General features: G+C 69.8%; 16 protein-coding genes, 3 pseudogenes and 1 riboswitch. Of the genes and pseudogenes, 7 read left to right on the top strand and 12 right to left on the bottom strand.

The window, feature by feature from the left end; translation table 11 throughout:
* The first annotated feature begins 76 nt into the window (after nt 1–76).
* Together BCY76_RS09535 and BCY76_RS09530 are read left to right on the top strand one after the other, a co-directional pair.
* On the top strand, nt 77–469 hold the full coding sequence (locus BCY76_RS09535) for a RidA family protein (protein WP_070161474.1): 393 nt from the start codon (nt 77–79) through the stop codon (nt 467–469).
* A gap of 6 nt (nt 470–475) precedes the next feature.
* Nucleotides 476–1,960, top strand: coding sequence for a sodium:solute symporter family protein (locus BCY76_RS09530; RefSeq protein ID WP_070161472.1), 1,485 nt, complete (start codon nt 476–478; stop codon nt 1,958–1,960).
* A 160-nt stretch (nt 1,961–2,120) separates the two neighbouring features.
* Here the strand turns inward: BCY76_RS09530 and BCY76_RS19295 are convergent.
* From BCY76_RS19295 to BCY76_RS09505, 6 genes and pseudogenes are all read right to left on the bottom strand, one after another.
* Nucleotides 2,121–2,782 (bottom strand): annotated as a pseudogene (locus BCY76_RS19295) (threonine ammonia-lyase).
* On the bottom strand, nt 2,700–3,080 hold the full coding sequence (locus BCY76_RS19925; RefSeq protein ID WP_201791108.1) for a pyridoxal-phosphate dependent enzyme: 381 nt from the start codon (nt 3,078–3,080) through the stop codon (nt 2,700–2,702). Before BCY76_RS19925 ends, BCY76_RS19295 begins: the two are co-directional and overlap by 83 nt.
* Before the next feature lie 164 nt (nt 3,081–3,244).
* Complete coding sequence (locus BCY76_RS19290) at nt 3,245–4,732, bottom strand: YjiH family protein (RefSeq protein ID WP_237090080.1); 1,488 nt, start codon at nt 4,730–4,732, stop codon at nt 3,245–3,247.
* An 11-nt stretch (nt 4,733–4,743) separates the two neighbouring features.
* Entirely contained in the window at nt 4,744–6,132 is a 1,389-nt protein-coding gene (locus tag BCY76_RS09515) for a purine-cytosine permease family protein (protein ID WP_070161468.1), read from the bottom strand.
* A 4-nt stretch (nt 6,133–6,136) separates the two neighbouring features.
* The gene (gene speB / locus BCY76_RS09510; RefSeq protein ID WP_070161467.1) at nt 6,137–7,153 is read right to left on the bottom strand and encodes an agmatinase; all 1,017 of its coding nucleotides are present in this window, start codon (nt 7,151–7,153) and stop codon (nt 6,137–6,139) included.
* A 71-nt stretch (nt 7,154–7,224) separates the two neighbouring features.
* Nucleotides 7,225–8,948, bottom strand: a pseudogene (locus BCY76_RS09505) (flavin monoamine oxidase family protein).
* A 294-nt stretch (nt 8,949–9,242) separates the two neighbouring features.
* Between BCY76_RS09505 and BCY76_RS09500 the strand changes: the two are divergent.
* Nucleotides 9,243–10,127 carry an Lrp/AsnC family transcriptional regulator gene (locus BCY76_RS09500; RefSeq protein WP_070161465.1) on the top strand — a complete coding sequence of 295 codons (885 nt, stop codon included), beginning with the start codon at nt 9,243–9,245 and terminating at the stop codon, nt 10,125–10,127.
* A gap of 202 nt (nt 10,128–10,329) precedes the next feature.
* On the opposite strand, the gene BCY76_RS09495 is transcribed toward BCY76_RS09500, so the two are convergent.
* A complete protein-coding gene (locus BCY76_RS09495) occupies nt 10,330–12,120 on the bottom strand; it encodes a helix-turn-helix domain-containing protein (RefSeq protein WP_139827715.1) in 1,791 nt (596 codons plus the stop codon).
* A 121-nt stretch (nt 12,121–12,241) separates the two neighbouring features.
* Here BCY76_RS09495 and BCY76_RS09490 point away from each other — a divergent pair.
* A pseudogene (locus BCY76_RS09490) lies at nt 12,242–13,345 on the top strand (alcohol dehydrogenase catalytic domain-containing protein); the annotation flags it as partial.
* A 94-nt stretch (nt 13,346–13,439) separates the two neighbouring features.
* Nucleotides 13,440–14,837: a solute carrier family 23 protein gene (locus BCY76_RS09485; protein WP_139827714.1), complete on the top strand. Its 1,398-nt coding sequence runs from the start codon at nt 13,440–13,442 to the stop codon at nt 14,835–14,837.
* Nucleotides 14,838–14,943: 106 nt separating this feature from the next.
* On the opposite strand, the gene BCY76_RS19920 is transcribed toward BCY76_RS09485, so the two are convergent.
* The 5 genes from BCY76_RS19920 to BCY76_RS09455 form a co-directional block, all read right to left on the bottom strand.
* Nucleotides 14,944–15,810: an amidohydrolase gene (locus tag BCY76_RS19920; protein ID WP_070162554.1), complete on the bottom strand. Its 867-nt coding sequence runs from the start codon at nt 15,808–15,810 to the stop codon at nt 14,944–14,946.
* Between the two features lie 2 nt (nt 15,811–15,812).
* Nucleotides 15,813–16,325: an amidohydrolase family protein gene (locus tag BCY76_RS19915; protein WP_083277801.1), complete on the bottom strand. Its 513-nt coding sequence runs from the start codon at nt 16,323–16,325 to the stop codon at nt 15,813–15,815.
* A 441-nt stretch (nt 16,326–16,766) separates the two neighbouring features.
* Nucleotides 16,767–19,010 carry a carbohydrate binding domain-containing protein gene (locus tag BCY76_RS09465; protein ID WP_083277800.1) on the bottom strand — a complete coding sequence of 748 codons (2,244 nt, stop codon included), beginning with the start codon at nt 19,008–19,010 and terminating at the stop codon, nt 16,767–16,769.
* A gap of 284 nt (nt 19,011–19,294) precedes the next feature.
* Entirely contained in the window at nt 19,295–20,149 is an 855-nt protein-coding gene (locus BCY76_RS09460) for an alpha/beta hydrolase family protein (protein WP_070162558.1), read from the bottom strand.
* Nucleotides 20,150–20,441: 292 nt separating this feature from the next.
* Complete coding sequence (locus BCY76_RS09455) at nt 20,442–21,929, bottom strand: sodium/glutamate symporter (RefSeq protein WP_070162545.1); 1,488 nt, start codon at nt 21,927–21,929, stop codon at nt 20,442–20,444.
* Nucleotides 21,930–22,209: 280 nt separating this feature from the next.
* On the opposite strand from BCY76_RS09455, the gene BCY76_RS09450 reads away from it, so the two are divergent.
* Nucleotides 22,210–23,229 (top strand): DUF368 domain-containing protein, encoded by a 1,020-nt coding sequence (locus BCY76_RS09450; RefSeq protein ID WP_085437580.1) that lies wholly within the window; start codon nt 22,210–22,212, stop codon nt 23,227–23,229.
* Between the two features lie 115 nt (nt 23,230–23,344).
* Nucleotides 23,345–23,457, top strand: a riboswitch (glycine riboswitch).
* A gap of 198 nt (nt 23,458–23,655) precedes the next feature.
* On the top strand, nt 23,656–25,986 hold a 2,331-nt coding region (gene gcvP / locus BCY76_RS09445), incomplete at its 3' end, for an aminomethyl-transferring glycine dehydrogenase (RefSeq protein ID WP_139827713.1).

Here is a 25,986-nt window from a genome sequence, read left to right as displayed (position 1 = left end):
CCGGGCCTTCCCCGCCTGACGTCCCTCACATGTCTCCCGAGACAGTCCCCAACCCGAGCACTGAAAGGACAATGCTATGACTAAGAAGCCGATCATGACCCCCGAGGCCTGCCGTCCCGGAGGGCCGTACGCGCACGCCGTGCGTGCCGGCGATTTCGTGTTCCTCTCCGGAGCCACACCGCACCGGCCGGACGGCAGCCTGGTGGAGGGCGACTTCGCCACCCAGGCCAAGGTCACCTTCGACCATCTGGCCGCCATCGCCGCCTCCGCAGACGCGAGCCTCGATCAGGCCGTCCGCGTGGGTGTCTACCTGTTGGATCTGGGCAACTTCGCCGGCATGAACGAGCTCTTCCCGCAGTACTTCGGGGAGGGGCAGGTGGCTCGCACCACGCTGCAGGCGGATCTCCCCGGGTTCGAGATCGAGGTGGATGCCGTGCTGTACTCGCCCCTCTCAGGTTCCGAGGGGTGATCGCCAGTGGACATCACGCCGCACCCTGTCTACCTGGGTGTCTTCATCGGGTTCGTCGTCCTCATGCTGGTCGTCGGGATCCTGATCGCCCGGAGGACGAAGACCGGTGAGGACTTCCTGCTGGCCGGACGGAATCTGACCACGCCGCTGCTGCTGGCCACCACGTTGGCCACCCTGGTGGGCACCGGCTCCAGCCTGGGCGCCGTCGGCTTCGGCTATGAGAACGGGTGGGCCGGGGCGCTCTACGGCATCGGCGGGGCCACCGGCGTGCTGCTCCTGATGCTGCTCTTCGCCGGTGTCCGGAAGCATGGCTTCATGACCTACTCCGAGGAGGTCAGCTTCTACTACGGAGCGGACCGCAAGGTGAAGGGCCTCGTCGCCGTGGTCCTCCTGCTGGCCAGCGTGGGGTGGCTGGGCGCCCACATCATGGGCGGATCCATCTACCTGACCTACCTGACGGGAATCGACATCACCCTGTCCAAGGTCATCGTCGCCCTCGGCTTCGGCATCTACACCGTCGTCGGCGGCTACCTCGCTGTGGTGATCACCGACGCCATCCAGGGGACGCTGCTCTTCCTGGGCTTCACCGGCCTGGCAGTGCTGGCCGTCGTGACGCTGGGCGGGTTCTCCGGCCTGGATGCTGCCTCTGGCGAAGAGGCCATGGGCTTCCTCGGCCTGGAGGCCATGGGGCCGCTGCCGGCTGTGTCCTTCGCCGCCGTCATCGCCGTCGGAGTGCTGGCCACACCCTCCTTCCGGCAACGCATCTACTCGGCGCGGAACACCCAGGTGGTGCGACGCAGCTTCCTCTGGGTGGCGGGGCTGTTCGCCGCATTCGCGGTGATGCCCGCGCTCGTCGGTATGGCCGCCTACAGCCTCAACCCTGACCTGGCGTCACCGGACATGGCGTTCCCGTATCTCGCCACCGAGGTCTTCCCGCTGGCTGTGGGTGCGTTCCTGCTGGTGGCGGGGCTCTCGGCGACCATGTCCTCCGGGGACTCCGACGCGGTGACGGCCGTGACGATCCTGCTGCGCGATGTCGTGCAGATGGTCACCGGGCGGATGCCGAAGAAGGAGAAGATGGTCCTGTACTCACGGATCTCCCTGGTCTGCGTGCTGACGCTGGCATTGGCCGGGGCGCTGATCGCGGACACTGTCATCGGGTACATCACCACGATGATCTCGACGATCCTCGCAGGGCTCTTCGTGGCCTCCGTGCTGGGGCGCTTCTGGTCGCGTGCCACCTGGCAGGGCGGGATGGCGGCGATCGTGGCGGGCTCCGCCACGTCCCTCACCGTGCAGGCCAACGACACCTGGATCGAGTTCTGGGGCGGTCCGGTGTTCCCCTCCCTGGCCGTGGCCACGGCGGCCTGCGTGCTCGTCAGTCTGATCACTCCCCGGTCCCAGGTCTCCGAACAGGAGGCCCTGGACCAGCTCGCGGCGGAGCGGGCGCAGATCGACGTCGGCACCACGGTGCGGGCGGACGCTTCCTGACCCTGTGGCAGGGCCTGAGATGACGGCCTGACAACCCGCTGAGTTGGTCTGGAGTTGTGGGTACTCGACTCGATCGACTCGAGTATGCACAACTCCAGACCAACTCAGCGCAGGGGCAGGGCCCCAGGGGTGCAGGGGCAGGGCCCCAGGTGCGCCGGGGTCAGCGCTGCAGGAACGCGGCGAACCGGTCGGCGTCGATGTTGCCGCCGGTGGCGACCGTCAGGACCTTCTTCCCGCGCAGATCCTCCAGCAGCCCCTGCTGGAAGGCGGCGACGCCGACCGCCCCGGAACCCTCGATCATCTGCCGGTGATGCCGGGCGAGCCAGGCGACGGCCTCAGCGATGCTGTCCTCGGAGACCGCCACGAAGTCGTCCACATGCTCCAGCACGACCTGCAGGTTCAGCTCTCCGATGTCTCCCGGCAGACCGTCCGCCCAGGAGGATCGGTAGGGGACGTCTACGCAGTGCCCGGCGGCGAAGCTGGCGCCGAACTTCGCCGAGACCTCGGGCTGGACCCCGATGATCCGGATCTGGGGGCTGATGGCCTTGGCCGCCACCGCGATCCCGGAGATGAGTCCGCCGCCGCCCACGGGCACCACGATCGCCTCCAGGTCGGGGTGCTCCAGCAGCGCCTCCAGTGCACGGTGCCCTGTCCGGCGATGATGCGCGGATCGTCATAGGAGTGCACGTAGACCGCACCGCGCTCCTCGGCGAGCGTCCAGGCGTGCGCCTCGGCGTCGTCATAGGAGGAGCCGTGGACGATCAGCTCCGCCCCGAGCGTCCGCGCCCCCGCCTTCTTGGTCTCCGGAGTGGTCTCCGGCACACGATCGTGGCCGGCACCCCTGGGCCGCGGCCGCCCAGCTCAGCCCCTGGGCGTGATTGCCCGAGGAGGCGGTGACGACGCCGCGGGCGCGTTCCGCCTCCGAGAGCGAGTCCACGGTGTTCAGCGCTCCGCGCGCCTTGAACGAGCCGGTGACCTGCTGGTTCTCCCATTTGATGAGCACCTCGGCGCCGGACTCTGCGGAGAGCGGACCGGAGGCCTCCACGGCAGTGGTGCGCACCCGGCCGCGCAGGCGGCGGTGGGCGGTGACGACGTCGAGCAGGCGCGGAGCACGGTTCATGGGACCTCGTTCTCAGGGAGACGGTTCTCTAGCGGTGGGTACTCGGTGGGTACTCGGTGGGTACTCGGTGGGGGGTGCGGATCTGGGGACGATCCGGCCGCCGACGCCCAGCCGCGGGAGGCGGCCGGGGCGTCGGCGGGGCTCAGGCTTTTCAGCCGGAACGATCAGTAGAACAGGTGCGCCAGCCCGATGATGATCGGCAGGGTGATCAGGGTGCGCAGCAGGAAGATCGCCGCCAGGTGGTGGAAGCGGACCGGGATCTTCGAGGCGAGCAGCAGACCACCGACCTCGGACATGAAGATCAGCTGGGTGACCGACAGACACCCGATGATGAACCGGGTCATCTCCGCCTCGATGCCGGTTCCGATCAGGGCCGGCAGCAGCATGTCCGCGAAGCCGATGAACAGGGTCTCAGAGGCCGCCGCGGCCTCCGGGACGCCCATCAGCTCCAGGACCGGCACGAACGGTGCGCCCAGCCAGGAGAACAGCGGCGTGTGCTCGGCGATCAGCACCGCCACGGTGCCCACAGCCATGATGATCGGGATGATGCCGATCCACATCTCCAGCACGTTCGAGCCGCCGCGCCGGGAGATGTCGCTCAGCCGGGAGGACGCCGCCCGATCCAGGGCCGCGCCCCACGCACGCCGGATCATCGGCGGCTGGGAGGTGGAAGAGCGGGAGCCGGAGGACGCCTCGGACCCGGCCGGGGCCTCGGCGGCCGAGGCGGCCACGTCGGCCTGATGCCCAGCGGCCTGGTGCTCGGTGTCCCCGTGCTCGGTGTCCCCGTGCTGATCGGCCTGGTGCTCAGCGGCGACGGCGGCCTCGGTGCCGCCCTGGGGGATCCAGTCGGCGTAACTGTCGCTGAATCGGGAGAGCGGCGGGATGCGGGGCATGATGACCGCGGCGGCCAGGCCGGCCACCACGATGGTCGCGTAGAAGGGGGCGAACATGTGCTGCAGGCTCAGGTAACCCATGATGACGATGGTGAAGGTCAGGGAGACGACGTTGAACGTGGTGCCCAGCACGGCGGCCTCACGCTTGGTGTAGTAGCCCTGCACGTACTGCTGGTTGGTCATCAGCACACCGATGGTGGCGTCGCCCAGCCAGGAGGCGAGGCTGTCGATGGAGGAGCGCCCGGGCACGGTGAACAGCGGACGCATCACCTTGGTCAGCATCACCCCGGCGAATTCCAGCAGCCCGAAGTTCAGCAGCAGCGGCAGCAGGAAGCCGGCGAAGAAGAACACGGTCACCATGAAGGCGGCCAGCCCGAAGATCAGGCCGCCGGTGTCCTCGTGCCACAGCCACTCCGGCCCGACCTGCAGCACGGTCAGCAGCCCGAAGATCAGGCCCAGGATGCGCAGCCCGAACCACACGGGTGTGGTGGAGAACAGTGCGCGCACCAGCGGGCGCTCCCGCAGGTGCTCGGGGAGGGCGCGGAAGAGGGAGGTGCCGAGCACCGAGACCGCCATCACGCCCACGGTCAGCCAGGCCAGGGCGTCGCCCAGCCCGGCCTCGGTGGCGCCGGCCAGCCAGGCCACCGGGATGGTGATGGATCCCTCCCCATCCGGGATGGGCACCACGAAGATCATGATCCCCAGCAGGGATGGGATGAGGAACCAGGGGGCGGCTCGTCGAGTGGTTGTCTGTGTCATGGCAGGTGACCTCACCTTGTGGTGGACAGCTGGGCGGGGGAGTCAGGGTCGGAGGACGCCGAGGCGGCACGTCCCGGGGAACGAGTGTGCCACGACAGCGCCAGGTAGGCGGCGGCGCTGAGCAGGAACGCGGGGATGGAGGCGCCGACGGCCAGGGGCCAGACGTAGGTCCAGCAGTAGATGGACGCGGCTCCGGCGAACCACACCAGGAAGGCCCGCCAGTTCACACCCTGGCGGTACCAGTAGGCGCCTCCGGCGGAATTGAGGATGTCCCGGGTGTAGCGGCCGCGGCGCAGCAGGTAGTAGTCGATCAGCAGGATCGCGAACACCGGGATGAAGAAGGCGCTGATCATGACCAGGAAGTCGGTGAACTGGTCCAGCAGGGCCAGCCAGGTGGAGCCGAGCACGGAGACGCCGCCCAGCACCAGCGCGGTGGGCAGGAAGCGGAAGCGGCGCCCGGGCAGCAGGCCGACCGCCGACGTCGTCATGCCGTAGACGGCCATGGTGTTGGTGGCCATCACGGAGAAGAAGATCACCACGGCCACCGGGGTGTCGAAGCCCTCGACGAACGCCACCGGGTCGAAGGCCTCCGGGCTGGTGCCGGAGGCGATCAGGTAGGAGATTCCGGTCAGGCCCAGCAGCATGGCCAGCACCGTGGAGGTCGTGTAGCCCAGCCCGGAGCCGACGACGCCGGCCCGCGGGGTGCGGGCGAAGCGGTTGAAGTCCGCGGAGAGCACCGTCCAGGAGATCGCGGTGGCGATCACGATGTCCAGGGCGATGATCGAGGTCATTCCGGCCTCGGGGGCCTCAGGAAGGGCCTGGAAGTCCGTGACGGAGAACGCGGAGAGAGCCAGGTAGAACACGTAGCCCATCACCGCCAGGATGAAGACCGCCAGCCAAGGCTCGACCTTGGCGATCCCGGAGTGGCCGAAGATCGCCAGGGAGACCACGATGATCTCGCAGACCACCGACCACAGCACGGGGTTGGACCAACCGGTGAACCCGGCGATCAGGTGGTCCACGGTGATGCCTGCCAGCATGGCCTGCACCCAGCTCCACCCCATCAGGACCGTCACATTGGCGGCCACCGGCAGCATGGAGCCGCGCAGTCCGAAGGGCCCGCGGGTCAGCGCCATGGTGGCCAAACCCGTGCGGGTGCCGATCGCGCCCACCGCGGTGAGCACCGCCGCCCCGACCAGCGTCCCGATCAGGATCGCGGTGGCCGCAGCCCCGTAGCCGATCCCAGGGACGAACAGGGTCCCGGTGAGCATGGTGGTGACCACCAGGTTCGCGGCCAGCCAGATCATGAAGATCCGGCGGCCGGTGAGCTCACCGACGACCGGCTGCCCCGTCTCGGAGTGGGTCTCGAGGTGCTGGTCGAGACGGCGGTAGAGGTTCATGGGCTCAGGCTTCCTGGGTGTTCTCGACCTGGGTGTTCTCGACCGGGGCGTTCTTGGACTGGCCCATCGCGGAGATCAGCTCGTAGACCACGTGGCTGGCCGCCACGGCCGTCAGCTGGGCGTGGTCGTAGGCCGGGGCGACCTCGACGACGTCGGCACCCACCAGGTTCAGGTCCGAGAGTCCGCGGATGATGCGCAGCAGCTCCCGTGAGGTCAGGCCACCGGCCTCCGGGGTGCCGGTGCCCGGCGCGTGGGCCGGGTCCAGGACATCGATGTCCACCGAGATGTACACCGGGCGGTCGCCGAGGCGGGCGCGCAGCCGCTCGATCGCCGCCGGGACGCCGTGCTCCTCGATGAACTCGCTGGTGGTGATCTGGAAGCCCAGGCGGGCGTCGTCGTCGAGGTCGCCCTTGCCGTAGAGCGGACCGCGGATGCCCAGGTGAGCGCTGGCGGTCAGGTCGATGAACCCGTCCTCGGAGGCGCGGCGGAACGGCGTGCCGTGAGTGATGGGGGCGCCGAAGTAGGTGTCCCAGGTGTCCAGGTGGGCGTCGGCGTGCAGCACCGCCACCGGGCCGTGCTTCTCCGCCATGGTGCGCAGCAGCGGGTAGGCGATGGTGTGGTCGCCGCCGATGACCACCAGCTTCTCGGCCTGGGTGAGCAGGTCGCGGGCGCCGTCGGCCACCTGCTGGATGGCTTCGTCCAGGTTGAACGGGTTGGCCACCAGGTCACCGGCGTCGGCGACCTGCTGCACGGCGAAGGGGGAGATGTCCTGGGCCGGGTTGTAGGGGCGCAGCAGGCGCGAGGCCTCCCGGACGTGGGAGGGACCGAAGCGCGCCCCGGGGCGGTAGCTCACTCCGGTGTCGAAGGGGACCCCGGCCACGGCGATGTCGGCGCGGCCGACCTCGTGCAGCTCCGGGAGCAGGGCGTAGGTGGCCCGGCCGGCGTAGCGCGGGGTCTTGGAGCTGTCGCGGGGGCCGACCGGCGTCGTGGGGGTGTTCTCGGGGGAGGACTGGCTGGTCATGATGTCCTTTCGGGGCGGGGAAGGGCAGGGAAGGGAGGGGAAGGGCGGGAAGGGCAGGAAGCGGGGGTGCCTCAGTCCAGGGCGATGGGCTTGAGCTCGTCCCAGACGTCGCCGGGGCCGGGGTTGTCCGTGGCGGTGGAGCCGCCCAGGTGGTCCATGACGCCCCAGACGGCGTTGAGCGCGGTGGTGACGGCGCCGTCGGCCCAGCCGGCGGTGAAGGAGATGTCGTCGCCGGCCAGGAAGATGCCGCGCTGGTGCTGCGGCAGGTCCTTCTGCACGAAGTGGTTGAACAGCTTCTCCTGGTACCGGTAGTGGCCCGGCAGGTTGTTCTTGAAGGCGCCCATGAAGTTGGGGTCGGCCTCCCAGGAGACGGTGATCGGCTGGCCGATGATGTGGGAGCCGATGTCAAGGGTGGGGTAGATCTTGTGCAGCGAGTGCAGCATGAGCCGGGTGCGCTCGTCGGCGTCCAGCGGCAGCCACTTCAGGGCGTCGTCGTTCCAGGTGTAGGAGAGCAGGATCGCCGCCGGCTTGTCCGGGCCCTCGTCCAGCAGGTAGGTGGCCCGCGGGAGCCGGTCGGTCAGCGTCATGGACATCACCGGGCGGCCGGTCTCCGGGTCGATGTCCCGCCAGAACGGGCGGTCCACCATGACGAAGGTCTTCGAGGAGAGCATGTAGTGGCTCTTCTCGATGGCGTTCCACATCTCCGGGGTGAAGAGGTCTTCGTCGGTGTCGATTCGGGCTGAGAGCAGCCAGGACTGGCAGGTCACGACGGCGGCCGGGTACGTGGTGGTGCGGCCCCACTTCTCGGTGATGGTGACGCCGCCGTCGGGCAGCGAGCCGTCCTGGCCGCGGTGGATGCCGGTGACCGCACCTCGGGGTGCGCCGCCGTGCAGCGACTCCAGCGAGGTGCCGGCCGGCCAGTGGACGATGTCCTCGGGAGCGTGGCGCCACAGCGACTCGGGCAGACGCTGGGCGCCGCCGACGATGCCGCGGTGGTCGTCGTCGGCGTCGGTGAAGACGACTCGCAGGACTTCGAGCACGGAGTTCGGGAAGTCGGTGTCCCAGCCGCCGGAGCCGAAGCCCACCTGCCCGAAGGTCTCGATGTGCTTCCAGCTCAGGGCCTTGAAGGCCTCGGAGCCGGCGACGAAGCCGTAGAAGGACTCGTCGTCGAAGCGGGCCACCAGCTCGTTCCAGAGCCGCTTGAGGGTCTGCGCGTCGCGGTGACGGATGGCGTCCTGCACGGCGTCGAGTTCGGCCTCGTCACGCAGCGCCTGCTTCCATGCCTCGGCGACCTCCCGGTAGAGCGGGGGGAGCTGGTCCTCGGTCTCCGCGTAGGTGGGCTCGGGCTCGTGGGCGAGTCGATCACGGTCGACGGGGTGACGGGCGAGAGCGGGTTGGGGAACGCACGGGTCTCCAGGCCCAGCTTGTCCACGTAGTGGTAGAAGGCGCGGCCCGTGGTGGGGAAGCGCATCCCGCCGAGGTCGACGACGACGTCGGGGGCGCCGTCGAAGACCTGGGACTTCAGGCGCCCGCCGATTCCGGCCGCCTCGTAGACCACGGGCTTCAGGCCCATCTTCATCAGCTCATAGGCGGCCACGATGCCGGCCAGTCCGCCGCCGACGACGGCGACCTCGGTGCCGTGCGCCTGTTCGGGGACCTGACCCAGTCCGGTCGGGCTCGCCAGATAGTGGTCGTAGCTGAAGGGGAAGTCCGGGCTGAGCATGGTCAGGGGCGGGGTGTCGGCGGGCCGCTCGGCGGCGGGGGACTCATCGGGAAGCGGGGTCGAGAGCGTCATGGGCGGTCCTCACGAGACGGGGGTGGGCGTGTCGCCGGTGGCGACGGCGGGCAGGGTGCACCGGTGCGCACGGCGGGGATCTGCTTCCGAATGTACTGAGAGGCGCGTCACATGGCAATGGGGAAAAGTTCAGGACGAGGGTGCTGATGATTCACTTCTGACGGTCGATCCGCCAGAATGTGACGCAGAAGGTGTTCCATGTGCTCTCCATGGTGATGATCTGCCGAGATGGTGTCGCATGTGGGGAAATCGGTGGGTCGGCCTCTGGGGGCCGCCGATGGAAGGAGGAGGCCGATGGCGACGTCGATCGACGACGAGCTCATCGCCGCGCTGCAGGAGGACGGCAGAGCCAGCTTCAGCGCGTTGGCGGAACAGCTGGGGGTCCCGCGTTCCGTGGTGTCCGCGCGTGTGCGGGAGCTCATCGAATCCGGTGCAGTGCGCATCGTGGCGGCCGCGGCGCCGGCGTTCCTGGGGGAGAGCTGCCTGGCCCACGTGTCCATCACCGGGCGTGGTGAGCTCAGCGGGGTGGTCGAGGAGCTCAGCGGCCGCGATGACATCCCCCTGGTCTCGGCGATCTCCGGCTCCCAGGACCTCGTGGTGGAGGTCCGGGCGGCGGACCACGAGGCCCTGTTCGAGGTGCTGGCCCAGGTGCGCAGCTTCCCCGAGGTGGCGCGCATCCGCACAGCCATCTACACCGAGGTGCTGCGCGGATCCTTCGTCTCGGACTACGACGGCGGCGGCCGGGTGGACGAGATCGACAGCGAGCTGGTGGAGCTGCTGCGCCACGACGGACGCATCAGCTACCGGGACCTGGCCCGGCAGGTGCGGCTCTCGCCGACGGCGGTGCGCAGCCGGGTGCGGCGCATGCTCGACGACCGGATCCTGCGGATCAGTGCGGTGGTGACCCACTCCTCCCATGCCCGCCGCGTCAAAGTGGGGGTGGGGCTGCACCTGGGTGGGGAGGACGAGTCCGTGGCCCGGAGGCTCATGGGCTATCCGGAGACGGAGTTCGCGGCGATGAGCTTCGGGCCCTTCGACCTGATCGCCACTCTGGCCTCCTCTGTGCCCGGGGACGTCTTCGCCCGGCTCGACGATCTCAAAGGCCTGCCCGGGGTGACCGGGATGGAGACCTGGTTCCACCTCAAGACGCTCAAGGAGGACTACTCCCGCGCGATCTGAGTCGGTCCTTCTGCGTTGCCTCCGCTGCGTTGCCTCCGCTGCGTTGCCTCCGCGGCTTGGGCCCTTATGAGCTCGGATCCCGCGTCATAAGGGCCCACACCGCGGACTCAACGTGTTGGCCCCGGAGCCGTGGTCGCTACAAGCCGCGTCAGTGCACTCATAGCGACAATGCCTCCGGACTCAACCGGAGGGAGCGTACCGCTCAGTCGGCGTCCGTCTCCGGGCCGTGCGTCAGGCTCCAGACCCGCAGCGCGAGATGCACGTCCAGGCTGCGCGGCGCGTGGTCCCATCCTTCTCCGAGGATCCGGCGGATGGACTGCAGCCGCTGCTTGACGGTGCTGCGGTGCAGGAAGAGCGCTTCGGCGGTGCGGTCGATCCGCCGGTCGGTCTCGAAGAAGGTCGCAGCCGTCCGCACCAGCTCGGTGCCCCGTTCGGCATCGTGGGAGACCAGCGCGGCGATCGGCGCGGTCAGGTCGATCGGATCCCCCTGGGCCTCGGCCTGGCTTGCCGCGTGGAGCACGGCACCGACCACACCCACGTCGGCAGCGTCCACCAGTCCCTGGCGGCCGCCCAGCCGCATCGCCGTGACGGCCAGGCGTGCGATGCGGTGGTGCTTCGGCAGGTGGCGGATCGACGGCATCGGCCCGGACCAGGCGCCCTGGATGCCCAGCCCCTGCTCGGAGGCCTGGCGGCGTGCGGACGCCACCCAGCGCTCGTCGTCGAAGATCACACACAGCTGGTCGCCGAGGGGCGCCGCCAACCGGGTGCCCGGGAGGCCACGCAGCAGCCGGCGCACGGCGTCGGTGTCCTGTGCGGGCAGGATCACCGCGACGTGGATCGGGTCGTGCAGGCCCAGCCGCCAGCGTTGCAGGCGGCGGGCGAGCCGGTGGTCGGAGATCGGCCGTTCGGCCAGCAGATCCTCGATCACGTCCAGCTGCTGGCGGTGCTGAGCGTCCTCCTCCGCCCGGACGAACTGCAGCGCCAGCGCCATGTGCGCCGCCGCGTGATCGAGCAGCTGAAGCTCGGCCGGGTCCTCGACGCCGCAGGTCACCAGGTGCCCCAGGGCGTCATGGCCGGAGCGGATGGGCGCCACGACGACGGCATCAGGGCCCTCGCCGATCCGCAGGGCCCGGCCGGCGGCGCTGGCCGCCTCCAGGGCGGCGAGCCCAGGGGACGGGATCGTGGGTGTGCGGCCTGCCGGGTCATCCGGGTGGCCAGGCCGGGCTGCGGCGACGGCGATCTGCTCGCCGATCTCGGAGAGCAGCGCCACGGGTGCCCCGAGGGTCTGTGCGGTGAGCGTCAGGACGCTGTCTTCGGTGGGGGCGCGGTTGATCTCGTGGAGCAGCTCGGCGTCGAAGTCCATCAGCTGGGTGCGGGAGACGAGCTCCTCCTGGCTGCGCTCATGCTCGCGGCTGAGCTGCTCGGCGTCGTGCAGGGCGCGGGTGTACCGCTCGGCATTGTCCAGGGCCACGGCGGCGTGCGTGCCCAACGAATCCGCGACGTCGATCTCCTCCGGGCTGAAGACCCGGTGGGAGCGTTCAGCGACCATGAGCGCGCCGATGACCTGCCCACCCACCAGCAGGGGCACTCCCATGATGGTCAGCACGCCCTCGCCGGCGACGATCTCATCGATGGAGTCCAGGTGAGGGATCGACTCGTCCCGCAGATAGTCGGTGGTCTGATACGGAGCCACGCCGGTGGCCACCCGACCGAGGATGCCGTAGCCGATCGGCATGCGCAGCGTCCGGTACTCCTGGGTGGTGACGCCGTCGGACTGGCGGATGTAGGTCTCGCCGGCGGCATGGTCGTTGAGGCTGATGTAGGCCATGTCGGAGCGCAGCAGGTGCCGGGTGCGTCGGACGATCGACTGGAGCACCGATTCGACGTCCTGCAGGCTGGACAGCTCGGCCGCGGTGTCCAGCAGCGCCCGCAGCAGCGCTTCCCGGCCGTGACCGGTCTCGTCAGTGCCTGAGCCATCCAAGGTGTCCACCATGGACACATCATAGGAGAATTCTCAGCCACGGCGGCTGTGGCCCAGGGAACAGGGAGCTGATGTCATCAGACACAGCACCACGCCCGCCTCACACCTGCCGAGACGCCCAGGAGAATCATCCGTGAAGATCAGAGGTGCCGTCCTCGAAGAGATCGGCCGCGCCCGCCCCTACGCCTCCACCGAGCCGCTGCGCATCAGCGAGCTGACCCTCGAGGCTCCCGGACCCACAGAGGTCCTGGTCCGCATGGAGGCCGCCGGGGTCTGCCATTCGGACCTCTCGGTGCTCAACGGCCACCGGGAACGCCCCGTGCCCATGCTGCTCGGCCATGAGGCGGCCGGCATCGTGGAGGCCGTCGGCTCCGCCGTCGACGACGTCAGCCCCGGCCAGCGGGTGGTGATGACGTTCCTGCCGCGCTGCGAACAGTGCGAGAACTGCGCGGCCGGGGGACGACTGCCCTGCACCCGCGGCTCCCGGGCCAACAACGCCGGCGAGCTGCTCCACGGCCATCGCCGCCTGAGCCGCGACGGTGCCGAGGTCCATCACCACCTCGGCGTCTCCGGATTCGCGACCCACGCGGTGGTGGACCGGGCCAGCGTGGTGCCGGTCGGCGACGACGTCCCGCCCCATGTGGCCGCCGTCCTCGGCTGTGCCGTGCTCACCGGAGGAGGGGCCCTGCTCAATGCCGCGCAACCCGCGCCGGCGGAGTCGGTGATGATCGTGGGCCTGGGCGGCGTCGGAATGGCCGCGCTCATCACCGCCCTGGCCGAAGGCTGCCAACGGGTGATCGGCGTCGACATGGCCGAGGACAAGCTGACCATGGCCGGCGAGCTCGGAGCCCATGAGACCTGGACCCCCCGGCAGGTCGCCGAGGAGGGCCTCACCGCGGATCACGTGATCGAATGCGCCGGAAGCCCCCGCGCCTTCGAGACCGCCTTCGACGCCACCGCACCGGGAGGCCGCACCGTCACCACCGGGCTGCCCGCCCCCACCGCCACTGCCACGATCTCCCCCTTGCGCATCACCGCAGAGGCCCGCACCGTGATCGGCTCCTATCTGGGCTCCTCGGTGCCCAGCCGGGACATCCCCCGGTACGAACAGCTCTGGCGCGAAGGACGGCTGCCGGTGGAGAAGCTCATCACCTCGCGCATCCGCCTGGAGGACATCAACCAGGCGATGGACGACCTCGAAGACGGACGTGCCGTGCGGCAGATCATCGAGTTCGACGCCGACCCCGCACCCGCCGATGCGGAGCAGCCCGCATCAAGGGCCCTCGACCACCACCTCGCCCACCACCCCGCCCACCGACAGGAGCATGATCATGGCCCAGACCATCGAAGACCACGGGGACAGCCCCGGAGAGCAGGGCGACGGCGCCCCCTCCTCACCCCACTGGAAGGCCGGCCCCTTCGAGATCCGGCTTCCCTTCGTCCACTACCGCCTCGAATGGCCCGACTACACCCAGGGCCTGTTGATGTGCGCGGTGGACCTCGCTGCCATCCCGATGATGATCACCCTGCTGGGCATGCCCTTCGAGGTGGCGCTCGCCGTGATCCTGCTCAACGGGTTCCTCTACCTGACGCACCACCTGCTGGGCGATCCCGTGGTCCCGGGGTGGATCACCCCGGCGATCCCGTTGGTCATGGCCTACTGCATGACGTTCCCGGAAGGCCCCGAGCGCGTCCATGCGCTGATCTCCTTCCAGATCCTGCTGGGACTGTTCTCGATCCTGCTCGGCGTCACCGGGCTGGCCAAGCGGGTGGTGCGCGCCATCCCGCCGGCCATCAAGGCCGGTGTGCTCATGGGCGCGGGCATCGCTGCGGTGCAGACCGTCTTCGGGGAGGGCGGCCAGTTCGAGCAGTTCCCGATCACCATCACCATCGCGATCGGGCTGGTGTTCTTCCTCCTGTTCTCCCGTCACTTCCCCCGCTGGCGGGAGAAGAACCGCCTGGCCATGCAGATCGGCAAGCTCGGTGTGCTGCCGGCGATCCTGGTGGCCGTCCTCATCGCCCCGCTGACCCGCGAGGCGGAGTGGTCGCAGATCGAGTGGGGCATCGTGCAGCCCGACTTTCTCACGCTGTGGCGCGAGTACACGATCTTCGGGCTGGGCCTGCCGCCGCTGATGATGTTCGTGACCGCCATCCCCACCGTGCTGGCCACCTACATCGTGGTCTTCGGAGACACGCTGCAGGCCAACGCCGTGCTGAAGCAGGCGAACAGAGCCCGGCCGGACGAGAACGTGGAGTACAACCCCGACCGCTCCCACCTGATCTTCGGCGGACGCAACGCCCTGATGGGAGTGATCGGCCCCGACGTCGCGATGTGTGGTCCCTCCTGGTCGGCGATGCTGGTGGTGATCACCGAACGGTACAAAGAGGGCCGGAAGGCTATGAAGTCCCTCTACGGAGGAGCCGGGTCCTTCCGCTGGGGCACCAACACGGGCCTGCTGCTGCTTCCCATCGTCACCCTTGTGGAGCCGGTGCTCGGCGTCGCGATGGCCCTGACCCTGCTGGTCCAGGCCTACGTGAGCGTGCGGATCGGCATCATGGAGGCCCGCAGTCAGCGGGATCTGGGGATCGCCGGAGTGACAGCCGGAGCGTTGGCCCTGCTCGGTGCGGCCTGGGGGCTCGGCGTCGGGATCCTGCTCTGCCTGGTCATCTACGGCCGTGACTTCTTCCGCGGGGAGAACGACGGCACGTTCGCCGAGGAGCAGGCCTGAGCCGCGCTGTCCCTCCCCGTTGCCTCGGCGGTTTGGGCCTTATGACGCCGGAGTCGGGCTCAAAAGGGCCCAACGCGGAGACAACGTCATGAATGGGGGAGAGGGCTCACACCCAGTGGCGCACGCGGCCCCCGGTGATCACCCCGGCCACCGGGATGTGTGGCAGGTCGGAGGGCGCGACGGCGAACGGATCCTCGCGCAGCACGGTGAAGTCGGCGAACATCCCGGGGCGGATCTCCCCGGTCAGGTGCCCCATCCCGGCGGCATGTGCGGCTCCGGTGGTGAAGCCGGTGATCGCCTCGCCCACGCTGAGGTGCTCCTGGGGCTGCCAGCCGCCGTCGGGCCTGCCGTCCGGCCTCTGGCGGGTGACCGCCGCGTGGATCCCGCCCAGCGGCGACGGCGGCTCCACCGGCGCGTCCGAGCCGAAGGCGAGCGTGGCTCCGGCGTCGATCAGCGATCGCCAGGCGTAGGAGGCCATCGGCCGGTCACCCATGAGGCGCTCGGCCAGCTCGAAGTCCGCGGTGGCATGCAGCGGCTGCATCGACGGCACCACGCCCAGTGCCGCGAAGCGCCGCACGTCCTCGACCGCGAGGTGCTGGGCGTGCTCGGTCCGGTGCACCAGCGGGGAGGCCGGGAGGACGCCGGAGCTCACCTGCTCCGCCAGCCACTGGTACGCGTCGAGGACCAACTCATTGGCGCGGTCCCCGATCGCGTGGGTGGCCACGGCCAGCCCGGCGCTTGCGGAACGGGCCAGCAGGTCGCGCAGCTCGGCCTCCTCGGTGACCGCGACCCCATGCCCGTGCGTGGAGCCGGCCAGGGGTTCATGCATCAGGCATGTGTGGGAGCCCAGGGCGCCGTCGGAGAAGATCTTCACCGGCCCGGTGTGCAGCCAGGCGTCGCCGGAGCCGGTGTACCGCCCCTCGGCCAGGGCCAGATCCAGGTCCGGGGCGAGGACTGCCTTGGTGACGCGCATCCTCAGCCGCCCCGTCTCGTGCAGGATGAGAATCCGGCGCGAACGTCCTCGCCGTCGAAGTCGTGCACACCGACCAGCCCCTGGGCCCAGAGCTGCCGCTGGGCGTGCTCCAGCTGGGCCGTGAGGTCTCCAGCGGCACCGGAGGCCAGGATCTGGTCCACCGCCCGCCCGGCAGACTCCCGCAGGATGCCGGTGAGCTGCCCGTCGGTGTCGCGGTCGAAGCTTCCGCCCACCGGGTCCGGCGTGGAGGCGTCCAGCCCCAGGGCCTCCAGGGCGGCGGAGTTGACCCACCAGGTATGAGCATCGGTGGAGTGCAGAGCGGTGGGGAAGGAGCCGGTGACGGCGTCGAGCGCTCGGCGGTCCGGCACCTGGGGGACGTCCCAGATGTTGTGGTCCCAGGCCTGTCCGAAGATCCACTGGGGCTGCTGCGGCCAGGTGCCCTCGGCCTTGGCGGCCTCCACCCGGTTCCGCAGGTGGTCGCGACCCGCTGCAGGGCGGCCTCCAGGGAGGTGCAGTCCCGCAGGTCGGCGGAGAAGAGGCCGCGGGCGTAGAGTCCGGTGTGGACGTGGGAGTCCACGAATCCGGGCAGCACCACCGCGCCCTGCAGGTCGATGACCTCCTCGCCGGCGGCGAGATCGGGATGCAGTCGGGTGGCCTGTCCGACGGCGGCCACGCGTTCGCCACGGACCAGCACGGCGTCGCCGCGGGCCTCACCGATGCGGGCTGAGGGGATCACTCGGGCGTTCACGAATAGCGTCACGCGATCACTCTAGCGACAGTGTGCCGGGGGACCGGAGGTCGACACCGTCGGCCACCGGATGGTCAGGTCCCCAGGCATGGGCAGGGCGGCGCCGGTGATCCCGACGCCGCCCGCTCCCGGCTCACACGGCCGAAAGGCTCGGCACGCGTGAGGTGTGGTGCTCCGGTCCGAGGCTCATCTCAGACCGGGCCGTCTCTCAGCAGGGGTTGCCTGCGGTGACCTCTCCTTCTGAGACCTGCTGCTCGCCGGCGGCGATGCTGTAGTCCTGGTGGTCGTTGTTGTCCCACGTGCCGGCGCCGTCGTTGAAGGCGGCCGTGATGCCGTCCGCGTCGTCGAGCTGGATGTCGGCCCGGAACCAGCCCTCGCAGGCCTCGGCCATCGCCACGCCCGGAACGTCCGTCCAGCCGCCGTCGCCCACCTGGTAGTGGATGCGCGGGTTCTCCCAGCCCGTCTCGTAGTACACGGTCAGGTCCGGGTCCTCGCCCGGGGCGGGCTGGGCCTCGCAGGGGTCGCCCTCGGCCAGCTGGCCGTCGGCGAGCTGGATGACGCCGGAGCCGATCGTGTAGTCCGCTCCGGCGTTGTTGTCCCAGGCGTCGCCGCCGTCGTTGAACGCCGCGGTGATGGTGCGGGCGGTGCCGAGGTCGATCTCGGTGTGGGCCCAGCCTTCGCAGACCTCCGTCAGTGCCTCGCCCGGAGCATCGGTCCACTCGCCGTCGCCCACCTGATAGTGGACGTACGGGGTCTCCCAGTCGGTGGCGTAGAACAGGGACAGCTCGCGCTCCTCCGGCGGCGTCGATCCGTCACCGTCGCCGTCTCCGTCGCCGCTGGCCGGGGTGGCGCCCACGTGCAGAGCCACGGCGGAGTCCGGGCCCACGTGGGCGCTGAAGGTGCCGTCGGCCGCCACGGTCACGGTCTCCCCGGAGCAGCCCTCGGAGGTGGCGGAGCCGGTGTAGACGTTGCAGTACTCGCCGGCCGGCAGGGAGGTCTGCCAGGTGTGCTGCACACTGTTCGGTCCGCGGTTGGCCACCAGGAAGCCCTGGTCGCCACGGCCGAAGGCCAGGGCGTGGGAGTCGTTGGTCCACGTGTCGGTCACCGGGGCGTCCCCGACGGCGTTGCGGAACCCGACCATGTTGGCCACCTCGGTCTGGGCGTGGATGCAGGTCCAGTTCTCCTCGCCGCAGACCGCGTCGCGGATCCGACCGTCCTCGTGCTGCACAGGGCCGGCGTCGTAGTCGCTGAACGAGTAGCCGGAGTGCACCGCGGGCATGCCGTACGGCCAGGCCAGTGTGAAGGCCTGGGCCAGGCGGTAGGCGTCTCCGTCCTTGTAGCTCAGGGTCTCGCCGTTGCGTTCGGTGTCGTGGTTGTCCACGAACGTGCCGGCGTGCTCGTCGGCGATGAATCCGTCCCAGGTCTCGCCGATGCCCTCGCCGGAGAGCAGCCAGTGGATGTCGCCGCCGTCGAAGGCCTCCTTGAGCTTCCGGCCCCAGGTGAACTCGTGGACGTCGCCCAGGTGCTGGTACTCCTCGGGCTGGATGGGTTCGCCGCCGCCGCGGATGACCTCGGAGACCACGTAGATGTCGGTCAGGTCCACGCGGTCCAGGATGCCGGTGAGGTCGTCGGCGGAGATGTGCTTGACCGCATCGATGCGGAAGCCCTCGACGCCGAGGTCGATGAGGTCCTCGAGGTGTTCGGCGATCCTCGACTGGACGTAGTCGGAGCTGGTCTTCAGATCGGCGAGTCCGAGCAGGTCGCATTCCTGGACCTGCCAGCGGTCGGTGTAGTCCTCCACCTCGCAGCCGTGGTTGTGGAAGTCATCGGGCGAGTAGGTGCCGGGGTAGTCCGTGTGGGTGAACTCGCTGCCGGCCCAGCCCACGCCTTCCTGCTGGCCGGTCATGTGATTGATCACGACGTCGGCGATGACCTTCACACCGGCGTCGTTGCACTCGGCGACCATGTCCGCGAACTCCTCGCGGGTGCCGAGCCGGGATTCGATCTGATAGCTCACCGGCTGGTAGTGGGTCCACCACTGTTCGCCCTGGATGTGCTCCTGGGTGGGGGAGGTCTGCACGTAGCCGTAGCCGGCCGGGCCGAGCGTCTCACGGCATTCGCGGGCGATGCTGTTCCACGTCCACTGGAACATCACGGCGGTGGTGTCCTTCGGGCCTTCCGCGCTCTGCGCCGCGGTGCGGAACTCCGGGAGCCGGTCGGTGTGGTGGGCGGAGTTCTGCGAGGCATTCTCCGCGCCGCGGGCACCGGCATGATCGGCCGCGTTGTCGGAGGCCGGGGGCCCGCCGTCGAAGGCGGTGGCCGCAGGCATGGTGGCGGGTGCCAGCATGGCCCCGGCCAGTCCGAGGGCCCCTGCCGTCCGCACCGCATGTTTCCGCAAGCGCTTCCAAGGTGAGTGCGGCACAGGCTCCGCCGTACTCTGTGTCGTCGTCATCAGTGCTGTCTCCAAGGTGATGGCATCTCAGTCCGCCGGGAATCGGATGAGAGGCGTCGTCGCCGTAGCATCGGCGACCGCGTCGAGTCGACGTCTCCTGACTGAAGATAGCGTGAATGTGATCCAGATCGCAAGGATTCGTGGAAGCGCTTGCAGATGCATTCTGTCGAGATGCGGCCTCGCAGGGACGCAGGCGACCCCTCCTTCTGGCCGCGTGGGCGGGCGGCTGAAGGAGGGGTCGTCTGCCTCAGGGCGGTGAGGTGGCCGGGTCGGGGCCGGCGGTGTCAGCTGATGCGCCAGTCCGAGATGCCGGTGCGCAGTCCGGTGTCCGGGCTGGGGTTGACGAACTGCTCGTAGCGCTCGTCGTCATCCAGGTGGAGCTTCAGCCAGGCGATGCTGTACTTCGCGATCGTGGTGTTCGACCGGTTGGGGGCGAAGTGGCTGGCCCCGCGCAGTTCCAGGTAGGCCCGCTGTCCGGCGTTGGTCAGGGACTCGTAGAACGGGATGGAGTGGCTGCGCACCGGGGCGGTGCGGTCGTTCTCCGCCCCGATGATCAGGGTGGGAGCATCCATGGAGCTCCAGTTCTTCTTGGCGTTCCACGGGGTCAGCGGCACCACGGCCTGGATCTCGTCGCGATCCTCGGCGGCCTGCAGCGCCCCGCCGCCGCCCATCGAGTGGCCCATCACGGCCTGACGGCCCTCGTCGATGAGTGGGCCGACCACGCTGTCGTCGATGGCGTGGTCGAGCGCGCTGAGGAGCTGTGTGGCGCGCTGGCGCGGCTGGTCGTAGCGCGAGTTGGTGTCGAAGGTGACCACGACGAAGCCGAAGGAGGCCAGGCGCGGTCCCAGCCAGGAGATGGAGGACTCGCTGGCCGTGTATCCCGGGGAGATCGCGACGACACCGAAGGTCTCGTCGGTGCCGGTGGGGTAGTGCATGGTGCCGCCGTTGAAGCCGTCTGCGGCGAAGCGCGAGATGCTGCGCTCTCCGACGCTGCAGCTGCCCCGAGTCTGCTCGATGGAGGACTCGGTGGGATCGGGGCCGCGGCTGGTGTCCGCCTCGGCCTGGGCGGCCGGTGCCATCAGGCCGAGCAGTGCGATGAGGGTCAGCAGCAGTGTGCCGACGCGACGCAGGTGTGTCATGGATTCCTCTGGTGTCAGGCCTCCGGCGGGGGAGGCGGCTGACGGGTGCTCCTCGATGAAGCGCGTCAGCACAGTACCCTCCAGTGTCGTGGAGCTGGTGTCAAGGGTTTGTGTCACGATAGTTCATAAATTCACACAGTGTTCGGATGGCAAGGCGGGTGCCCAGCGGCGGGACAGCGGGGCAGAACGGCGGCAGGGAGTGGGCACAGCGTCCGGGCACAGCGAGGGCCCGGGGAGGCGCCTGTCGCCTCACCCGGGCACTGGAGGGGTTTCCGCCGCTGTGGTGGTCAGCTCACCGCTGACCTGCAGCCATCTCTGAGGCGGGGTCCGTCCACCGTCCTGCGCGCACACCGCGGTGGTAGATCATGCCGGCGGTGATCGCCGCGACGAACAGCACCGCCATCGGGATCAGCACGATGTAGACGCTGCCGGTGGCGTACATGATCGGAATCGAGATCGCCGTGATCAGTCCACCGCCGAAGAAGGGCTCGAAGGCCAGCTGCTTGTAGCCGAAGGCCTCCAGGGCGGGGGACTGGTCGTCAGGGTCGGCCACGCGGAGCAGCGCGAGGCCCGTGGCCGTGACGCCCATGGACTGGCCGAAGTCGGCGATGCCGCGCTCCAGCCAGAACTCCGGGACGATCCGCGGGGTGAAGTACAGCAGCATGAACGTGCAGAACGCGACGCCGGCCACCGAGAGGATCAGGAACGTCTGCCAGAAGTCGGCGATCACGGTCAGCGAGATCGTGGACAGAGCGGCGACGATGAGGATGTCCAGGGCGAGCCCCTGGATGCGCTTCATCATCTCGTGGTCCAGCAGGTTCGTGTTGCCGGTGCGGTCCAGCACCACCTGGATGATGACCCCGCCGATCATCGCCAGCGGGAACAGCGGCACATAGCCCAGCAGCGTGGTGCCGTCCTCGCCGGCGGGAGTCCACAGGGAGTCCGGCTGGCCCCACAGCAGATCCTCCACCCAGACGATGCCCTCCAGCAGGATCCAGCCCAGGATGATCGCCAGGCCGACGACGGCCACGTGCAGGGTGAGCGGCTCGATGGAGCCCGGGCGGGCCGTCATCCGGCCGGCGTAGACGGTCTCGTCGTCCGAGTAGAGTCCGCGCAGCTCGGCGGTGGACTGCTCGGAGACCTGCTTGAGCACCCGGGTGCGGCCGGTGCGCACGCCCCAGTTCACCACGGCGACACCGATGACGATGGCCGAGACGAGCCCGACGGTGGCCATGGCCAGGGCGAGGTCGGCGGCCTCGGGGATGTCCATGTCTTGGAAGGCGGGGCGCATGCCGCCGGCGGTGCCGTGGCCGCCCTCGAAGGCGATCTCGATCAGCGCACCCATCATGGGGCTGACGCCGAACAGGGGGGCGAGCACCAGCAGGGCCAGCAGCAGCCCCACCACGTACTGGCCGGAGCCGTAGGCCACGCCGATGGACAGCTGGGGACCGGCCAGCTTGGCCACGCGCTTCGGCGAGGGGATGCGGGAGCCGAGGAACAGGGTCGCGAAGACCACGGAGATCAGCAGCCCGGGCAGGGTGCCCCAGACCTCGTAGATGTCGGCGGTGAAGACGCCGCCCTCGGCCAGCCAGCCGAGGTTCAGCGGCTCGGCGAGGCGCCCGATCACCTCCGGGCCGAGGATCAGGCCGAGGAATCCGGCGATGATGCAGCTGGGAAGCAGCAGCTTCTGGATGAACGGGACCTTCACGCGAAGGTACTTGCCGAGCAGCATGATCGCCGCCAGCAGGACGATCGCGAATCCGATGGCCTGGGGACTCATCGTCGTCTCCCCTTCCTCCCGTGTCACGGGTGGCTTGAGCACCGCGGTTCTCCGGTGGTGCGCAGGTGGTCATGGTGGCAGGGAGACGCCAGGACGACGACGTAGACTGAGGCCGCCGTCCGCTCCGGGCGTGACAGACAGCCCGCCGTCGCGGCGCTTCCCAGGGTGCCCTGGTCGGACAGAGTCCGGCCGGAGCGCCTCATGGTGGTGTGATCCGTGTCTCGTGACCTGTCTGACAGGCCCGGAGACCTCAGTGTAAGGCGTGAAAGGCGAGTGCGCTATGCCAGCATCATCCTCTGCCGGAGACCTCTCCCAGCAGACCCCTGACGACGCCGCGGGCGCGCCCGAGCAGCGCCGCACCAGCGTGGTCGGAGACCTGGTCCGTGGTGCCCTCATCGGCACGGTGGAGACCGTCCCGGGCGTCTCCGGCGGGACCGTGGCCCTGGTGGTGGGCATCTACACCCAGCTCATCGACTCGGCCTCGCATGTGGTCTCGGCCGGGCGGCGGCTGGTGACCGGCCCGGAGCGGGCGGCGGGGATGCGCGAGCACCTCGCCGCGGTGCGGTGGAAGCTGGTCATCCCCGTGCTGATCGGCATGGCGCTGGCCGTGTTCACCATCGCCGGTCCCATGGCCGACGCCGTGGAATCCCATCCGGAAGCCACGCGGGCGGCGTTCTTCGGCATGGTGCTGGCCTCCATCGCGGTGCCGTTGCGCATGGCCATGCACGTCGGCCCGGAGCAGACGGGCAGGGACGCCCGCACCTGGGGTCTGCGGGTGCTCAGGCTGCGGCACGTGCTGGCCGGACTGGCCGCGGCCGCGGTGACGTTCTGGCTGGTCTCCCTGCCGCCCACGGATGTGGAGGCGACCCCGGTGACCATCATCCCGGCGGCCGCCGTCGCCGTCTCCGCCCTGCTGCTGCCCGGCCTCTCCGGCTCCTTCCTGCTGCTGACCTTCGGCCTCTACGAGCCCACGCTGCGCGCGGTGGACGAGCGCGACGTCGGCTACCTGGGGCTGTTCGCCGTCGGGATGGTGCTGGGGGTGATCCTGCTGGTCAAGCTGCTGCAGTGGCTGCTGGAGCACCACCACCGGATCACCATGGTGGTGCTGGCCGGGGTGATGCTGGGAGCCTTGCGCACGCTGTGGCCCTGGCAGGACGAGGCGCGCAGCCTGCTGGCCCCGACCGGGGATCTGCTGCCGATCCTCGGGCTGGCGGCGGCCGGATTCGCCGTCGTCACGGTGCTGGTGATCCTCGACGCCCGACTCGTGGCCAAGCAGGAGCGCGAGGCCCGTTCCGTCTGATCCGCTGCCCCCTGATCCGGCGCCGTCTGATCCGTCAGTGCGGCTCCGCCGCCGGGGTGTGATCCCCCTCCGGCAGTGCAGGTAAGATGGGCCACAGGTCAACTGAATACGCCACGTCCCCTGTGTGGGAGAGCCCGGAGTGCACGCCGTCATGGCGGGTGAGCCCCGGCGCCGAAGGAGCAACATCCTCCCCAGGAATCTCTCAGGCACCCGTACCGTGCAGGGGTGGCGACTCTGGAAAGCAGGACCCCGACGCCCGGCCGCAGGATCCGGCCCGCGACGGCGGCTCCTCACCCACGGTGCAAGCCCGCGTCCGACGGCGACTCCTCGCCTCAGCAGCCGGGTCAAACTCTCAGGTTCCCTACAGAGTTCGGGGAGGGACACGAGCATGTCCACCCCTCTGCGCTCCGGAAGGAAACCTCCCCGATGACCAGCACTCTCAGCCCCGACGCCAGCACCCCCTCGGGCGTCCCCGACGGCGGCGTCAGCCCCGCCTTCTCCGTGCCGGAGGGCTTTGCCTCCCGCCACATCGGACCCACCTCCGAGGCCGCCGAGACCATGCTTCACACCCTGGGCCACCGGTCCCTGGCCGACCTGGTGGACGCCGCCGTCCCGGACTCGATCCGGCAGGCCCGTCCGCTGCAGCTGCCCGCCGCCCTCTCCGAGGCCGAGGCTCTGGAGGCGCTGCGCGGCTACGCCCGGCGCAACACGGTGAAGACCCAGATGATCGGTCAGGGCTTCTACGGCACCCACACTCCGCAGGTGATCCTGCGCAACGTCCTGGAGAACCCGGCCTGGTACACCGCGTACACGCCGTATCAGCCGGAGATCTCCCAGGGCCGCCTGGAGGCGCTGCTGAACTTCCAGACCATGGTGGCGGACCTGACCGGCCTGGACATCGCCAACGCCTCTCTGCTGGACGAGGCCTCCGCCGTCGCCGAGGCGATCCTGCTCATGCGCCGGGCCAACAAGAAGAAGGCCTCCGGGACCATCGTCCTCGACGCCGACACGTTCCCGCAGACCCGTGAGGTCGTCACCGGCCGCGCCGAGGCGCTGGGCATCGACGTGCAGATCATCGACCTGGCCGCCGAGGGCCTGCCCTCCGGTGAGCTGTGCGGCGTGGTGGTCCAGCAGCCGGGCGACTCCGGCGCCGTCGTCGACCACACCGCGCTGATCAGCGAGGCCAAGGAGCGCGGGGCCATGGTCACCGTCGCCGCCGACCTGCTGGCCCTGACCCTGATCACTCCGCCTGGTGAGCTGGGCGCCGACATCGCCGTCGGCAGCTCGCAGCGCTTCGGGGTGCCGCTGTTCTTCGGCGGGCCGCACGCCGCCTACATGGCCGTCCGTTCCGGCCTGCAGCGTCAGCTGCCCGGCCGCCTGGTCGGCGTCTCCCACGACGCCGAGGGCCGCCCGGCCTACCGGCTGGCCCTGCAGACCCGGGAGCAGCACATCCGCCGCGAGAAGGCGACCTCCAACATCTGCACCGCCCAGGCGCTGCTGGCCGTGGCGGCCTCCATGTACGGCGTCTACCACGGGCCCGAGGGGCTCCGCCGCATCGCCGAGCGCGTCCACCGGCACGCCCGGACCCTGGCCGCCGGGCTGCAGGCCGGCCGACGCCGGCTGGTCAGTGAGTCCTTCTTCGACACCGTGCAGGTCCGCCTGGACCTCGACGCCGAGGCCGAGCACGTGCTCTTCGCCGCGGAGGAGGCCGGCATCAACCTGCGCCGGGTGGACGAGACCACCGTGGGCATCAGCGTGGACGAGACCACCACTGCCGCGCATGTGGACGCGGTGCTGCGGGCCTTCGGCGCTCCGACCGAGACCCCAGCGGGCACGCCTGCCGACTCTGGTGACTCTTCCGACTCCGCCGCGGCCGGCCACGGCACGGCATTCCCCGAGGCGCTGCGCCGCACCAGCGAGTTCATGACCCACCCGATCTTCCACGAGGTCCGCTCGGAGACGCAGATGATGCGGTACCTGCGGAAGCTCGCCGACCGGGACCTGGCCCTGGACCGCACTATGATCCCGCTGGGCTCCTGCACCATGAAGCTCAACGCCGCCACGGAGATGGAGGCCATCTCCTGGCCCGAGTTCGCCGGCATCCACCCCTACGCCCCGGCCGAGCAGACCGCCGGGTGGCGGGCGCTCATCGAGGACCTGGAGGCGAAGCTGACCGCGGTGACCGGCTATGCCGCCGTCTCCATCCAGCCCAACGCGGGCTCCCAGGGGGAGTACGCCGGGCTGCTGGCCATCCGGCAGTACCACCTGGCCCAGGGCGACGCCGACCGGGACATCTGCCTGATCCCCGCCTCCGCACACGGGACCAACGCCTCCTCGGCCGTGCTGGCCGGACTGCAGGTGGCCGTCGTCGCCACCGCGGAGGACGGCACCATCGAGATGTCCGACCTGCAGGCGAAGATCGCCCAGCATCCGGACCGGATCGCCGCGATCATGCTCACCTACCCCTCCACCCACGGGGTCTATGAGGCCGATGTCCGCGAGGTCTGCCGCACCGTGCACGAGGCCGGCGGCCAGGTCTACGTGGACGGCGCCAACCTCAACGCGCTGGTCGGCCTCGCCGAGCCGGGGGAGTTCGGCGGCGACGTCAGCCACCTGAACCTGCACAAGACCTTCTGCATCCCGCACGGCGGCGGTGGGCCCGGCGTCGGACCGGTGGCCGTGGCCGAGCACCTCAAGCCGTTCCTGCCCAGCACCTCGGTGGGCGGGGCCGGCGGCAACGGGGCCGGCACCGACGCG

The organism is Nesterenkonia sp. PF2B19, assembly GCF_001758425.2.
Classification (GTDB): domain Bacteria; phylum Actinomycetota; class Actinomycetes; order Actinomycetales; family Micrococcaceae; genus Nesterenkonia; species Nesterenkonia aethiopica.
The sequence above is the reverse complement of the archived record's forward strand: the minus strand, read 5'-3'. Positions and strand labels throughout refer to the sequence as shown.

Bases quoted from the DNA above. Each gene is read 5' to 3' on its own strand.
- BCY76_RS19925 (WP_201791108.1), bottom strand. From the start codon at position 3,080: ATGAACCGTGCTCCGCGCCTGCTCGACGTCGTCACCGCCCACCGCCGC.
- BCY76_RS09500 (WP_070161465.1), top strand. From the start codon at position 9,243: ATGGCGACGTCGATCGACGACGAGCTCATCGCCGCGCTGCAGGAGGAC.
- BCY76_RS09535 (WP_070161474.1), top strand. From the start codon at position 77: ATGACTAAGAAGCCGATCATGACCCCCGAGGCCTGCCGTCCCGGAGGG.
- speB (WP_070161467.1), bottom strand. From the start codon at position 7,153: ATGACCAGCCAGTCCTCCCCCGAGAACACCCCCACGACGCCGGTCGGC.
- BCY76_RS19290 (WP_237090080.1), bottom strand. From the start codon at position 4,732: ATGACACAGACAACCACTCGACGAGCCGCCCCCTGGTTCCTCATCCCA.
- BCY76_RS09495 (WP_139827715.1), bottom strand. From the start codon at position 12,120: ATGGTGGACACCTTGGATGGCTCAGGCACTGACGAGACCGGTCACGGC.
- BCY76_RS19920 (WP_070162554.1), bottom strand. From the start codon at position 15,810: ATGCGCGTCACCAAGGCAGTCCTCGCCCCGGACCTGGATCTGGCCCTG.
- BCY76_RS09455 (WP_070162545.1), bottom strand. From the start codon at position 21,929: ATGAGTCCCCAGGCCATCGGATTCGCGATCGTCCTGCTGGCGGCGATC.
- BCY76_RS09460 (WP_070162558.1), bottom strand. From the start codon at position 20,149: ATGACACACCTGCGTCGCGTCGGCACACTGCTGCTGACCCTCATCGCA.
- BCY76_RS09515 (WP_070161468.1), bottom strand. From the start codon at position 6,132: ATGAACCTCTACCGCCGTCTCGACCAGCACCTCGAGACCCACTCCGAG.
- BCY76_RS09485 (WP_139827714.1), top strand. From the start codon at position 13,440: ATGGCCCAGACCATCGAAGACCACGGGGACAGCCCCGGAGAGCAGGGC.
- BCY76_RS09450 (WP_085437580.1), top strand. From the start codon at position 22,210: ATGCCAGCATCATCCTCTGCCGGAGACCTCTCCCAGCAGACCCCTGAC.
- BCY76_RS09465 (WP_083277800.1), bottom strand. From the start codon at position 19,010: ATGACGACGACACAGAGTACGGCGGAGCCTGTGCCGCACTCACCTTGG.